Source organism: Pseudomonas sp. H1_A03, from assembly GCF_054685145.1.
In genome coordinates, this window is the sequence record NZ_CP162829.1 from 58,454 (window position 1) to 71,991 (window position 13,538).

10 protein-coding genes and 2 tRNA genes are annotated in these 13,538 nt (G+C 59.5%); 8 read left to right on the forward strand and 4 right to left on the reverse strand.

Features of this window, described 5'->3' with window-relative positions; translation table 11 throughout:
• Positions 1 to 113 precede the first annotated feature (113 nt).
• The 3 genes from AB4O35_RS00270 to AB4O35_RS00280 all read right to left on the reverse strand — a co-directional run bounded on the left by AB4O35_RS00270 (position 114) and on the right by AB4O35_RS00280 (position 2,512).
• Positions 114 to 590: an FxsA family protein gene (locus AB4O35_RS00270; protein WP_016971150.1), complete on the reverse strand. Its 477-nt coding sequence runs from the start codon at positions 588 to 590 to the stop codon at positions 114 to 116.
• A gap of 66 nt (positions 591 to 656) precedes the next feature.
• Positions 657 to 1,388: a HugZ family pyridoxamine 5'-phosphate oxidase gene (locus AB4O35_RS00275; protein ID WP_065945795.1), complete on the reverse strand. Its 732-nt coding sequence runs from the start codon at positions 1,386 to 1,388 to the stop codon at positions 657 to 659.
• A gap of 116 nt (positions 1,389 to 1,504) precedes the next feature.
• Positions 1,505 to 2,512, reverse strand: coding sequence for a DUF481 domain-containing protein (locus AB4O35_RS00280; protein ID WP_065889950.1), 1,008 nt, complete (start codon positions 2,510 to 2,512; stop codon positions 1,505 to 1,507).
• A gap of 141 nt (positions 2,513 to 2,653) precedes the next feature.
• Here AB4O35_RS00280 and AB4O35_RS00285 point away from each other — a divergent pair, with 141 nt between their 5' ends.
• From AB4O35_RS00285 to AB4O35_RS00300, 4 genes are all read left to right on the forward strand, one after another.
• Positions 2,654 to 3,016: an MGMT family protein gene (locus tag AB4O35_RS00285; RefSeq protein ID WP_065874579.1), complete on the forward strand. Its 363-nt coding sequence runs from the start codon at positions 2,654 to 2,656 to the stop codon at positions 3,014 to 3,016.
• Between the two features lie 43 nt (positions 3,017 to 3,059).
• The gene (locus tag AB4O35_RS00290) at positions 3,060 to 4,592 is read left to right on the forward strand and encodes an AmpG family muropeptide MFS transporter (protein WP_065874578.1); all 1,533 of its coding nucleotides are present in this window, start codon (positions 3,060 to 3,062) and stop codon (positions 4,590 to 4,592) included.
• 211 nt (positions 4,593 to 4,803) lie between these two features.
• Complete coding sequence (locus AB4O35_RS00295; protein WP_065874577.1) at positions 4,804 to 6,519, forward strand: proline--tRNA ligase; 1,716 nt, start codon at positions 4,804 to 4,806, stop codon at positions 6,517 to 6,519.
• A gap of 20 nt (positions 6,520 to 6,539) precedes the next feature.
• A complete protein-coding gene (locus AB4O35_RS00300) occupies positions 6,540 to 7,493 on the forward strand; it encodes a hypothetical protein (RefSeq protein ID WP_049711690.1) in 954 nt (317 codons plus the stop codon).
• Positions 7,494 to 7,624: 131 nt separating this feature from the next.
• Here AB4O35_RS00300 and dinB read toward each other — a convergent pair whose 3' ends face one another.
• Entirely contained in the window at positions 7,625 to 8,683 is a 1,059-nt protein-coding gene (gene dinB, locus AB4O35_RS00305) for a DNA polymerase IV (RefSeq protein WP_065945794.1), read from the reverse strand.
• 278 nt (positions 8,684 to 8,961) lie between these two features.
• Between dinB and AB4O35_RS00310 the strand changes: the two genes are divergently transcribed.
• The 4 genes from AB4O35_RS00310 (at position 8,962) to AB4O35_RS00325 (ending at position 13,518) form a co-directional block, all read left to right on the forward strand.
• Positions 8,962 to 9,038: transfer RNA gene (locus tag AB4O35_RS00310), tRNA-Met, on the forward strand.
• Positions 9,039 to 9,234: 196 nt separating this feature from the next.
• Positions 9,235 to 9,311, forward strand: a tRNA-Met gene (locus AB4O35_RS00315).
• Between the two features lie 278 nt (positions 9,312 to 9,589).
• Entirely contained in the window at positions 9,590 to 12,232 is a 2,643-nt protein-coding gene (mprF, locus tag AB4O35_RS00320; protein ID WP_065874575.1) for a bifunctional lysylphosphatidylglycerol flippase/synthetase MprF, read from the forward strand.
• On the forward strand, positions 12,232 to 13,518 hold the full coding sequence (locus AB4O35_RS00325; protein ID WP_065874574.1) for a virulence factor family protein: 1,287 nt from the start codon (positions 12,232 to 12,234) through the stop codon (positions 13,516 to 13,518). Before mprF ends, AB4O35_RS00325 begins: the two co-directional genes overlap by 1 nt.
• The last annotated feature ends 20 nt before the right edge of the window (positions 13,519 to 13,538 follow it).

Consider the following 13,538-nt stretch of genomic DNA (forward strand, 5'->3'; position numbering starts at 1 on the left):
ACCGTTACATAAGGGCGCATAAGCTTATTACAAGGGCCTCGACGGAAATTTTTTTGAGTGTGTCGACGGCTCAAAGCAACACGGCACCCAGAGGTGCCGTGCCAGTGAAGCGGTTATTTGCTGTCGCGGTGTTCGAATTCGCCTTCGATCACATCACCTTCACGCCCCAGTGGCTGGCGCGGAGCCGGACCGCCACGAGGTTGCAGGTCATCGGCGAACGCACGCTGGCGAATCGCCGCCTCTTCGGCACGCTGACGCATCTTGCCGGCAAGCAGCTTGCGAGTGACTGGCAGCAACATCACCAGGCCGACCACATCGCTGATAAAACCCGGCAGGATCAACAGGCCACCGGCCAGGGCCATCATCAGGCCTTCAAGCATGGTCTGTGCGGGCAGCTCGCCACGATTCAGGCTTTCACGGGCACGCAGCGCCGTGGCCAGGCCGGCGACGCGCAGCACCAATACGCCGAGCATCGAGCCGAGAATGATCAACAACAGGGCCGGGAAAAACCCGATCGCACTGCTGACTTGAACGAATACGAACAGCTCCAACACCGGGAACAGCAGAAAGAGCAATAAAAAAGGGCGCATCAAATGGTTCCTCAACGCAAGAATGCCTTGCCAGTCCACCTTAGATGACGTCGCCATTTCGTGAATTCAAGCGTCAGCGGCTTCTTTTTTCGGCCAGACGTCAGCGTGAGCCAATGAAACCAGGGCTTCGCGCACTTGTGTCGGAGTGTTGCAAGGCTCTGCGAACGGTAACCAATATAAGGATTGGCCGATACGCAGGTGCATGCCTTCGCTGTCGATACCGGCCAACTGCGCAGGCTCGGAAGTCGGCAAACCGGCCAAGTCGACGTAGTGGGCAATGGCTTTGGTGTGATCGCTGTTCATGTGTTCGATCATGCTGCGCTCAGTCGCACCCGCGAACGGGTTGGCCAGGGTCAACTGGTCGACCCAGTGAATCGCCCCAAAGCCGCCGATGTAACGGTGGCGCACCGGCTTGAGCACCCAGAAGTCGAAGTCGTGGGCTTGGTGGTAGTTGGCCGAATCGGGGAAGTAGCGGTAATAACGCTCGGCCGCTGCCTCGATGGCAGCGCCCTCCTGGAGTTTTACGGCCTCAGCGAGGTAGGTGAGGCGCCCGACGGCCTGCACGTCATCCGCCTCACGCTCACCTACCAGCAACGAACACTTTGGGTCTTTTTGCAGGTTGTGGGTGTGCTGGGCAATACGGCTGATGAGGATCAGCGGACGGCCCTGCTCGTCCAGGCAATACGGCACGACCGAACCAAAAGGGAAACCCGGCATGGCTTTGGACTGTGTGGCGAGAGCCCCACGGTATTCCTTGAGCAACAGCTCTCGGGCGTTCTTGGCAACCTGTGCGCTCAACGTTGACTCCTCGGGTATTCAGCCGCCCATGACTTATGGGAATGGATCTCAACACAAGGTAATCAATCTACGCGCCGGTTGCCAGAGCCCCCCCTGCCGGGATTTGTCGAAGGGTGTTACCAGGCCACGCCGAACCCTGCGGTGTAGCGGGTTTTGCTCAGGCTGCTTTCCGAGTCGCCACTGATGACGTCGCGTTCAGCCTTGAGGTTGAGCGAAGCCCACTCGGTGACTTTGTAGCGCAGGCCCATTTCCGCATCCAGGGAGTATTCCGCTGGGCCATCGATAGGTTTGCCCAATTCGCCATTCGTGAAGAATTCAACGGTCTTGCCCACTAGGTAGCGGTTGTAGTTCCACTTCATGGCCAGGGAATAGAAGTTGTCCTTGCCGCCTTCGGCGTATTCGTAATCGGTGCGGTTGACGAGCGACCCCAGGGAGAATGCCCCCAGCTCATCATCCCAGAACTGGTAGCCAGGGCCGGTACCGACGGTACGCTGGCGAGCCAGGTCTTCAACCTTGTCACGCTTGTAAGTCAAGCGTCCCTGCCAGAACCAATGCTCGGTCAGGAAGCGGTCCAGGTCATATTCCAACGCCCAGTTGTCGGTGGTGGTCACGTCGTCCTGGAACTCGCGGTTGTACTCGCCCTGCCCGGTGTGGCGCCATTGGCCATGCCGCGCGGTGGTCTTGAAGTCGATGTCATAGTCGTTGGTATCTTTTTCGGCACGCTTGTAGTCCAGAGCCATGTCGACATTGCCCTTCCACACCAAGTCTTCGATCACAGGCTTGGGCTTGAGGATCTGCTGAATGCTTGCCAGCTCGACGGTCTTTGGCGCCTCGCCATTGGCCAGCACCACTTTGCCTTCATCCGCCGGTTTCAGGGACTTGGCCTTTTCGCCGGTGTAGGCATCCTGCTTGACCAGCAGCTCCTGGTCGCTTTCCAGGGTTTTCACCTGTTTCCAGTCCACAGGAATGGCGCCCGCGTAATCGGTCTGGATCAGCAACTTGCCACCGTCGAAGACCTTGATCTTGCCAGTCAGACGGTCACCGTTCTTCAACCAGACGGTATCGGCCAGCAAGGGCGTGGAGGCGCTGAAAACAGCGAGGCACAACAGGGTTCTGGACAACATAAGCGGATTCGGGGCTCGAGGTTGGCGAAAAGAGGGCATTATCGTGTTAGATACGACTGACTCAAGGATTTATATTCAGTTCAATCCTCGATGCCATGGTTACAGACGTTTCTTACAATAAGTCAGCCGATCTCAACGGATATGCGCACAGTGAATCAACCCGCCGAGCCCCCGCAAAGCCCTGCCGAAATGCGCCGCACTGCGCTGTACCTGACCCTGGCGCAAGTGCCCGCAGGGTGCGTGGTCAGCTACGGCGAGCTGGCTCACCTGGCTGGGCTGGGGCGTGCGGCGCGCTGGGTAGGCCGCACCCTGAGTCAACTGCCTGCAGACACCAAACTTCCCTGGCATCGCGTGCTGGGTGCCGGTGGTCGGATAAGTCTGCCAGTGGGCAGTGCCTCGGGTGACGAGCAACGCGCGCGTTTGCGCGATGAAGGCATCACGGTCCGCAACAATCGCGTGGATATTCAGCGCCATGGCTGGCGCCCGGTAGAGCACAGCGGTTAGAGTGCGCGCTTTGTTTCCGCAAACCTGAGGCAGACTCCAGCCCATGCCCCGTAAAACCTGGCGCGCCGCGCTCGCTGCCTATGCCAGCCCCTCGACGTTAGTGCTGTTGTTGCTCGGCTTTGCCGCCGGCTTGCCTTACATGTTGGTGTTCTCGACGCTGTCGGTGTGGTTGCGTGAGGCCGGTGTGGCCCGCGAGACCATCGGCTATGCAAGCCTGATTGGTTTGGCCTATGCCTTTAAATGGGTCTGGTCGCCGCTGCTCGACCAATGGCGCCTGCCGTTGCTCGGTAAACTCGGGCGACGCCGGTCCTGGCTGGTCCTTGCCCAGTCGCTGGTGATCCTCGGATTGATCGGCATGGGCTTTTGCGACCCGCAGAAACATTTGTCCTGGCTGATCGCTATCGCCGTCGTCGTGGCCTTCGCGTCCGCCACCCAGGATATTGCGGTCGACGCCTACCGTCTGGAAATCGCCGATGACAGCCGCCAGGCCGCGTTGGCCGCCAGCTATATGTCCGGCTATCGCATCGCCGCCCTGCTCGCCACGGCAGGTGCACTGTTTTTTGCTGAAGGTTTCGGCTCCACCGGTTTCAACTATAAACACTCGGCCTGGACCGGCACCTATGTGCTGTTCGGCGTATTGATGGTTCCTGCGTTGCTGACCACGCTGTTCATGCGCGAACCCAATGTGCCACTGCGCACCCAGCTGCAAGCCGGGCGCTACAGTTTCGTGCATCAACTGGTCTCGGTATTTGTGCTGATCGTATTGCTGGTGTCGGTGCCGGCGATGTTCACCCAGCTGTTCAATACTGATTTCGCAAGCGTGCTGTTCCACGGCATGAGCCTGTGGGACCTGCTGATGGATGACCGTGCGTTCCTGCGCGCCATTCTCTATATCACGCTCACCGCACTGTGCCTCTCGGCCATGGGTCGCCGGGGCCTGGCGCCGGTGTTGACGCCGGTCAACGACTTCATCCTGCGCTATCGCTGGCAAGCATTACTGCTGCTGGGGCTGATCGCCACCTATCGCATGTCTGACACCGTGATGGGCGTGATGGCCAACGTGTTCTACATCGACCAAGGCTTTACCAAGGACCAGATCGCCGGGGTCAGCAAGATCTTCGGCCTGATCATGACCCTGGTCGGCGCCGGCATGGGCGGCCTGCTGATTGTGCGCTTCGGTATCCTGCCAATCCTGTTCATCGGCGGCGTGTTCTCTGCCGGCACCAACCTGCTGTTCGTGGCGCTCGCCGACATGGGCCCGGACCTGCAGATGCTGATTTTCACGATTTCCCTGGATAACTTCAGCTCGGGCATGGCCACATCGGCGTTTGTGGCCTATTTGTCGAGCCTGACCAACCTCAAGTTCTCCGCCACCCAATACGCGCTGCTCAGCTCGATCATGCTGTTGCTGCCGCGCCTGATCGGCGGGTATTCGGGGGTAATGGTGGAGAAGTTCGGCTACCATAATTTCTTCCTGATCACCTGCATGCTGGGTGTACCGACACTGCTGCTGATTGCACTGCATTGGTATCAGGAGAATCGGCGGATTCGGTTGAATCCCCCGGTAGACGACTGATACACCTCGATCTATGTGGGAGCTGGCTTGCCTGCGATGATGTCGCCTCGGTGCTACAGATACACCGCGTCGCCTGAATCGCAGGCAAGCCAGCTCCCACACAAGCACGGTTCCGACAGAAACACCCCGCAACCTGATGCCTGTACTCCGGCGGCAACCGCCCGTACAATCCAGCGTCATTTCAAGTCCAAGCAACCGACAACGGCCTACCATGCGCACCAGTCAATATTTGCTCGCCACACAGAAAGAAACGCCTTCCGATGCGGTCGTGATCAGCCATCAGCTGATGCTGCGCGCCGGCATGATCCGCAAACTGGCCTCGGGCCTGTACACCTGGCTGCCCATGGGCTTGAAGGTGATGCGCAAGGTCGAAGCCATCGTTCGTGAAGAAATGAACGCTGCCGGCTCTCTGGAAGTGTTGATGCCGAGCACCCAACCGGCTGAACTGTGGCAGGAATCCGGGCGCTGGGAAGAGTACGGCCCTGAGTTGCTGCGCTTCAAGGACCGTCATGGCCGCGATTTCTGCGCCGGCCCGACCCATGAAGAAGTGATCACCGACCTGATGCGCAACGAGCTGAGCAGCTATAAACAGCTGCCGCTGAACCTGTATCAGATCCAGACCAAATTCCGTGATGAAATCCGCCCACGCTTCGGCTTGATGCGCGGCCGTGAATTCATTATGAAGGACGCGTATTCGTTCCACGCCGACCAGGCTTCCCTGCAGGTCACTTACGACCGCATGCACCAGGCCTATTGCAACGTGTTCACGCGCCTGGGCCTGAAATTCCGTCCGGTAGAAGCGGACAACGGTTCCATCGGTGGTGCCGGCTCCCACGAATTCCACGTACTGGCCGAATCCGGCGAAGACGATATCGTGTTCAGCAACGGTTCCGACTACGCAGCAAACATCGAGAAAGCCGAAGCCGTGCCACGGGAAACGTCCCGCCCTGCACCGGCCGAAGAGCTGCGCCTGGTAGACACGCCAGAGACCAAGACCATCGCGGCCCTGGTGGAAAAATTCAATCTGCCGATTGAAAAGACCATCAAGACCCTGATCGTGCGCGCCGAAGAAGAAGGCAAGCTGATCGCCCTGGTGATCCGTGGCGACCACGAACTCAACGAAATCAAAGCCGCCCAGCAACCTGGCGTGGCCAACCCACTGGTCATGGCCAGTGATGCCGAACTGCGCGACGCCATTGGCGCTGGTGCTGGTTCCCTGGGCCCACTGAACCTGCCGTTGCCAATTATCATCGACCGTTCGGTCGAGCTGATGAGCGACTTCGGTATTGGCGCGAACATCGACGACAAGCATTACTTCGGTGTGAACTGGGAGCGTGACCTGCCGGTTCCGACCGTGGCCGACCTGCGTAATGTGGTCGCTGGTGACCCGAGCCCGGATGGCAAAGGTACCCTGGAGATCAAGCGCGGCATCGAAGTCGGGCACATCTTCCAGCTGGGCAATAAGTACAGCAAGGCCATGAAGTGCGAAGTGCTGGGCGAGAACGGCAAGCCGATCACCCTGGAAATGGGCTGCTACGGCATTGGCGTTTCGCGCGTGGTTGCAGCTGCCATCGAGCAGAACAACGACGAGAAAGGCATCATCTGGAGTGACGCCCTGGCGCCGTTCCAGGTCGCCCTGGTACCGCTGCGCTATGAAACCGAGCAAGTACGCGAAGCCACCGACAAACTGTATGCCGAACTGACGGCCGCCGGTTTTGAAGTGTTGCTGGATGACCGGGACAAGAAAACCAGCCCGGGCATCAAGTTCGCCGACATGGAACTGATTGGCATCCCACACCGGATCGTGGTCAGTGACCGCGGCCTGGCGGATGGCAATCTGGAATACAAGAGCCGGACCGAAGCCGAAGCCCAACCGTTGCCGGTGGCTGACGTGCTGTCTTTCCTTCAGGCGCGTATTCGTCGCTGAAAACCAGATCAAGAGAAGTCATGTTCAAGCGAAACACCAGAGCCCTGGGGGGCGCCGCCTTGTGCGGCGCCTTGCTGGTCAGCGGCTGCGCCAACCAGATGTCGCAACGCAGTGAGCACGAGGAGCGGGTCGAGCGTAAGTTGCTCGACCACAGCCTGCAGATCGATGTAGGCGACCCCAAAGTGCTGGAGCTGCCGCAACGCCGAGTGCGCATTCACGAGCAAAAGACCTTCGAGGTCACCGAGTTCGAAGTCACCCGTCGTTACGACCGCTACACCCCCTACCAACCCTGGCGCGAACTCTATGAAGTGCCTTTGGGCACGGTCGCCTTGGTGGCGGGTGCGGGGGCTAACGTGGCGAATATCTTCGCCCTCGGCAACCTGCCTACCAGCATGACCCACGACTGGCTGACCTACGGCGTAGACGGCCTCAACCCGTTCATGAACGTACAATCCCATGGCCGTGCGCAACAGAACCTGGCCGGTATCGATGAAGTCCAGCGCGACAAGCGCGTGGAGTATTCGAGCCTGCCCTGGAGCGAACGCCCGGTGCAGGTTACTGCGGGCAAGCAAGTGCATGAGTTGACCACCGACCGCAACGGCGTCTTGCGCCTGAACCTGTTGGACAGCCCGTTTGCCGAGCAGGACCTTAACCGCGTCACGACCTTGAAGATCAGCGTGGAAGATGGCCAGGACGACGTGCATTCGGACTCGACACTGGCGATCAGCAGCACGCTGCGCGGCAAGTTGCTGGAAGCCCACGGCCTGATCTACGACGACCTGGAAGACGATGAAGTCAGCCAGTGGGTGCACCGGGTCAAGCGTCTGTCAGAGCTGGGCCTGGAAGAAGAAGCCAGCGAACTGGAACAAAGCCTGATCGAACTGACCCGCAATGATCCCGAGTTGCAGCAGGAATTCCTGCAGGCGCTGACCAAGGATGCGGGGCGTCTCGTTGCCGATCCAGGCGCACGCTGAGACTCCACAAATGTCGCAGATCTAAATGTGGGAGCGGGCTTGCTCGCGAATAAGGAGTGCCAGTCACCAGATGTATTGACTGATCTACCGCATTCGCGAGCAAGCCCGCTCCCACATTTGGTTTTGGGTTACTACCAGGAGAACTCGAGTTGTTCGTTGCCGTTGCTTAAATCCAGCAACCGCACCCCAATCCCCAACAACCGCACCGGCTTCCCACCCCGGTTAAACGCCTGCGTCAGCAGCTGTTGATAACCCTCCAAATCCCGCCCTGCCCCTGCCTGCTCCAGTGTCGTCTGGGTAAAGTCATGAAACTTCACTTTAACGAACGGCTTGCCCGCCCGATAACTGCTGTCGATTCGCGCCATACGCCCGGCCAGGGTTTCCATCAGTTCGGGAAGCTTTGCCAGGCAGCTTGAAAGATCCGGCAGGTCCACATCGTAGGTATTTTCCACACTGATGGATTGCCGACGGCTATCGTTGTGCACTGCGCGGTCATCAACCCCACGCGCCAGGCTCCACAGTCGCTCGCCAAAGCTGCCAAATTCCCGCACCAGCGCCAGCTTGTTCCACTCACGCAGTTGCAGGCAGTCTTCAATTCCCAGGCGCGCCAGTTTGTCTGCCGTGACTTTACCCACGCCGTGCAATTTGCTCACACGCAACTGCGAGACAAAGTCTTCGACCTGGTCCGGGGTAATCACAAACAACCCATTGGGTTTCTTCCAGTCGCTGGCGATCTTGGCCAGGAATTTATTCGGCGCGACACCGGCAGACACGGTGATATGCAACTGGTTGGAGACGCGGCGGCGAATGTCCTGGGCGATGCGCGTGGCACTGCCGCCGAAATGCGTACAGTCAGACACGTCCAGATAGGCTTCATCCAGCGACAGCGGTTCGATCAGGTCGGTGTAGTCGCGAAAGATCGTCTGGATTTCCTTCGACGCTTCCTTATAGGCGTCCATGCGCGGCTTGACGATGGTCAGGTCCGGGCACAGCTTCAACGCGTGGCGTGACGACATGGCCGAGCGCACGCCATAGGCCCGCGCCTCATAGTTGCAGGTAGCGATCACCCCGCGCCGGTCAGCCGAGCCACCCACCGCCAGCGGCTTTTGCGCAAGGCTCGGGTCATCGCGCATCTCGATGGCGGCGTAGAAGCAATCACAGTCAACGTGGATGATTTTGCGCTGCGTCATATAAACAGGGTGTGAAACCACGGGTGGCCAGTATCGCACTCACACCTGTATATAGCACCAGTAGTTTGATTCTTCCGTTTGAACGGTAGGAAAATTCGTAGATGAATTTATTTTCTCAATCGAATTTGGCATTCCGATAGAGCCGAAACCCTTGGCCAGACTGGCTTCCAGCGCATCCACGTACAGCGATGGAGAGCTAACCGATTGAACCACAAGCGCTTTTCTTCAGAACACGGGTTGACACACTCGCGATCCTCTGTAGAATGCCGACACACAGACGCGGGATGGAGCAGTCTGGTAGCTCGTCGGGCTCATAACCCGAAGGTCGTCGGTTCAAATCCGGCTCCCGCAACCAAACATCAAAAAAAGGCTACTCGAAAGAGTGGCCTTTTTTGTGCCTGTCAGTTTTTTGATTGTCGGACAAAAATTCAAGCCTATCGCACACTTATCGTACTTGGCGGCGGCTCAGTGGATTAATTCACACTTATTTGACCGATACATCCATTAACGGTTGACACCCCGCCGCTGGGCTGTAGAATGCCGCCCACAGACGCGGGATGGAGCAGTCTGGTAGCTCGTCGGGCTCATAACCCGAAGGTCGTCGGTTCAAATCCGGCTCCCGCAACCAAACATCAAAAAAGGCTACTCGAAAGAGTGGCCTTTTTTGTATCCGGTGAAAAAGTTCTTCTGAAACAATGGCATGGCATCTTTCATGAAACCGTACACGGTTTGTAGAGTCCATCTCATTGCGAGCTATGCTCAATGCTCAGTGCTCCCCTCTACGACCAATGGCCGCTGTCGCCGCCCCCGGTGATACGCGTTAATATTTGTAATTATTTTGTCCATAGGGATTGGTAACTTGGCTGGATACCTCCATCCTGTCGCGCACAATCCACGAGGTGATTGATGCGCGCCAACTCGTCTGAACCACAAGACACTGTTACAGCAGAACAACCGATCCCTCCCGCTCGTTTGCGTTGGCTGGATCTGGTGAGCAAATACCGGCAACCCATCGGGCTGGCCGTCACACTATTGCTGTTCGCCATCGCGTTGATCGCCTGCCGACACCTGCTGCTGGAACTGGATCTTTACGCCCTCCACGATTCGATCCTGGAAGTGCCCAGGCCCGCCCTGCTCGGTGCGTTTGCCGCAGGTGTCGCCGGCTTCGTCATTCTATTAGGCTACGAATTTTCCGGCGCGCGCTACGCGGGGGTACAACTGCCCGCCAAGACCCTGGCCTTGGGCGGCTTTACCGCGTTTGCCATCGGCAATGCGATTGGCCTGTCCATGCTCTCGGGCGGTTCGGTGCGTTATCGTTTATATGCGCGCCATGGCATCGGGGCTTCAGAAGTGGCGCACATGACCGTGTTCGCCAGCCTGGCCCTGGGCTGCGCCCTGCCGCCGCTGGCGGCACTGGCCACCTTGAGTAACTTGCCGGCGGCCTCCACTTATTTGCATCTGTCGCAAGGGTTGCTGGGCGGCATTGCCGGCGCCGTGTTGCTGTTGTCGGCCGCGCTGTGCATCGGCATTTATCGCCGTCGCCTGCCGGAGCAACCCTACCCGGATAACCTGCTGGTAAAAGCTGGCCGCCGTACCCTGCGTCTGCCGGGCCGGCGTTTGACCTTCCTGCAACTGATCATCACCGCACTGGACGTCGCCGCCGCTGCCACCGTCCTTTATCTGTTGTTGCCGGAAGCGCCGCCCTTCGGCCCCTTCCTGTTGGTGTACCTGCTGGCCCTGGCAGCCGGCGTACTCAGTCATGTACCGGGCGGGGTTGGCGTATTCGAAGCGATTCTGCTCGCCGCCTTCGCCGACAAACTGGGCGCCGCGCCATTGGCCGCGGCCCTGCTGCTGTACCGCATGATCTACGTGGTGCTGCCGCTGTTGATTGCCTGTGTGTTCCTGCTGGTCAACGAAGCGCAGCGTCTGTTCCAGACCCAGCAAAGCCTGCGGGTCGCCTCGGGGCTGGCAGCGCCAGTACTGGCCGTACTGGTTTTTTTGTCCGGCGTGGTCCTGCTGTTTTCTGGCGCCACGCCCGAAATCGACTCACGCCTGGAAAACATCGGCTTCCTGATTCCCCACCGCCTGATTGACGCCTCGCACTTTGGCGCCAGCCTGATCGGCGTGCTGTGCCTGTTGCTGGCCCAGGGCCTGCGTCGACGCTTGTCAGCCGCCTGGATGCTGACCATGGTGCTGCTGCTGACCGGTGCGTTGCTCTCGCTGCTCAAGGGTTTCGACTGGGAAGAAGCCAGCTTGATGACCATGACCGCGATCCTGCTGGCGATTTTCCGACGCTCGTTCTACCGCGCCAGCCGCCTCACCGAGCTGCCCTTCTCGCCGCTGTACCTGGTGGCAAGCGTGTGCGTGCTGGGGGCTTCGATCTGGCTGCTGCTGTTCGCTTATCAAGACGTGCCGTACAGCCACCAGTTGTGGTGGCAGTTCACCCTGGACGCCAACGCGCCCCGTGGTTTGCGCTCGCTGTTGGGCGCCGCCGTCCTGCTGGTGATCGTGTCCCTGACCTGGCTGTTACGCACCGCGCGCCCGGTGATCCACCTGCCGACGCCCGACGAGCTCGAGCGCGCCAGCAAGATCCTGATGGCCTCGTCCCAACCCGACGGCGGCCTGGCGCTCACCGGCGACAAGGCGCTGCTGTTCCATCCCAATGATGAAGCTTTCCTCATGTACGCCCGTCGCGGGCGCAGCCTGGTAGCCTTGTACGACCCGATCGGCCCGACCCAGCCACGCGCCGAGATGATCTGGCAGTTCCGCGACCTGTGCGACATCCATCACGCGCGCCCAGTGTTCTATCAAGTGCGCGCAGAGAACCTGCCGTACTACATGGACATCGGCCTTACCGCGATCAAACTGGGTGAAGAAGCCCGCGTCGACCTGAAACGCTTTGACCTGGAAGCCAAGGGCAAAGAGATGAAGGACCTGCGCTATACCTGGAACCGTGGCACCCGCGACGGCCTGTCCCTGGAGATCTTTGAACCGGGCACGGCACCGATGGACGCGCTCAAAGTGATCTCGGATGCCTGGCTGACCGGCAAGAACGTACGGGAAAAAGGCTTTTCCCTGGGACGCTTCAGCGACGACTACCTCAAGCACTTTCGCATCGCGATCATTCGCTTCGAAGGGAACCCGGTGGCCTTCGCCAACTTGCTCGAGACCTACAACCACGATCTGGCCAGTCTCGACCTGATGCGCGCCCACCCTGACGCACCCAAGCTGACCATGGAATTCATGATGGTCGGCCTGATTCAACATTATAAGAGTCACGGCTACGCCCGCTTCAGCCTCGGCATGGTGCCGTTGTCGGGCCTGCAGCCACGCCGCGGCGCGCCGTTGACCCAACGCCTGGGTTCGATGGTGTTCCGCCGTGGCGAGCAACTGTATAACTTCCAAGGTTTGCGCCGCTTCAAAGACAAGTTCCAGCCTGACTGGGAACCCCGTTACATGGCCGTGCCCGCAGGACTTGATCCGCTGGTGGCACTGGCCGATACCGCCGCCCTGATCGCGGGCGGCTTGACTGGATTGGTGAAACGCTGATGATTCGACGTTCCTGGCGGTATGTATTGGCCTCTGTAGTGCTGCTCGCCTTGATCGCAGGCGGCGGCTTTTGGTACTGGAACCGCCCTGCCCCGCAGCCGACCCTGGAGCAACTGCCCCAGGCCGATGGCTCGGTGATGACCCGCGTGACGCCCAATGGCACGCCGAAAGCCCGTGTGGCCGTGGCCGTAATGGCCGACGAAATCCTGACCGACAGCCAACTGATCGCTCTGAGCCAGGGCGGCAAGGCGCAGATTGTTCAGGTGATCTTGCCCAAGGATGACTGCAAGCTGCAGGAACAAGCGCTGCAAAGCGCCCTGGGCCAGCTCAAGGGCCCGGCCACTCTGGTCAGTGGCATCGGCCCAGGCGCAGCCCTCGCCTGGCGCTGGCTGGCGACCCAGAATGACGACAAGGCCAATGCCATCTCCGTCGGCTTCGCTTTGGTGCAGGAAGGTTGCAAGGACCCACTGCCGAAAACCGCCGCGCACGGCAATTGGTTGGTGGCCTGGAACGACAACCCTGACGATGAAAGCGCCAGTTTCGTACGCGATACACCGCGCGCCACCACCAGCATCAGCGACTACGACATTCACTACCCGCAAGTGCTGAACAACGAGCTGCGCAAGCAACTGGTGGGCTCGGACAACGGCGGTCTGGCGATTCCGGTGGTTGAAGTGCCGGCCGGTCAGGCAAAGGACACCGTCACCCTGTTCCTCTCCGGTGATGGCGGCTGGCGTGACCTGGACCGCGACGTGGCCGGCGAAATGGCCAAGATCGGCTACCCCGTCGTCGGCATCGACACCCTGCGCTACTACTGGCAGCACAAGACCCCGGAACAAAGCGCCAAGGATCTCACCGAGCTGATGCAACACTACCGTCAGAAGTGGGGCACCAAGCGCTTCGTACTGACCGGTTATTCATTCGGTGCCGATGTATTGCCGGCCATCTACAACCGTATGCCGGAAAACGAACAGCAGCGGGTCGATGCGATTATCTTGCTGGCTTTCGCACGCACCGGCAGCTTTGAAATCGAAGTGGAAGGTTGGCTGGGTAACGCCGGTAAAGAGGCCGCTACGGGCCCGGAAATGGCCAAGCTGCCGCCGGAGAAAGTGGTGTGCATCTACGGTGCGGAAGAAGTCGATGAGAGCGGCTGCACAGACAAGACTGCCGTGGGTGAAGCGCTGAAGCTGCCAGGTGGGCATCACTTCGATGAGAACTACCCGGCGCTGGCCAAGCGCTTGGTGGATATCATTGTGAAGCACCAGGCCAAGGATAAAGCCGAGTAACTTCAGGCTGTACACGGATT

What these genes read in the sequence shown, in the direction of transcription:
- AB4O35_RS00270 (WP_016971150.1), bottom strand. Translation starts at nt 590, where the DNA reads ATGCGCCCTTTTTTATTGCTCTTTCTGCTGTTCCCGGTGTTGGAGCTG.
- AB4O35_RS00280 (WP_065889950.1), bottom strand. Translation starts at nt 2,512, where the DNA reads ATGTTGTCCAGAACCCTGTTGTGCCTCGCTGTTTTCAGCGCCTCCACG.
- AB4O35_RS00285 (WP_065874579.1), top strand. Translation starts at nt 2,654, where the DNA reads ATGCGCACAGTGAATCAACCCGCCGAGCCCCCGCAAAGCCCTGCCGAA.
- AB4O35_RS00290 (WP_065874578.1), top strand. Translation starts at nt 3,060, where the DNA reads ATGCCCCGTAAAACCTGGCGCGCCGCGCTCGCTGCCTATGCCAGCCCC.
- AB4O35_RS00295 (WP_065874577.1), top strand. Translation starts at nt 4,804, where the DNA reads ATGCGCACCAGTCAATATTTGCTCGCCACACAGAAAGAAACGCCTTCC.
- AB4O35_RS00300 (WP_049711690.1), top strand. Translation starts at nt 6,540, where the DNA reads ATGTTCAAGCGAAACACCAGAGCCCTGGGGGGCGCCGCCTTGTGCGGC.
- dinB (WP_065945794.1), bottom strand. Translation starts at nt 8,683, where the DNA reads ATGACGCAGCGCAAAATCATCCACGTTGACTGTGATTGCTTCTACGCC.
- mprF (WP_065874575.1), top strand. Translation starts at nt 9,590, where the DNA reads ATGCGCGCCAACTCGTCTGAACCACAAGACACTGTTACAGCAGAACAA.
- AB4O35_RS00325 (WP_065874574.1), top strand. Translation starts at nt 12,232, where the DNA reads ATGATTCGACGTTCCTGGCGGTATGTATTGGCCTCTGTAGTGCTGCTC.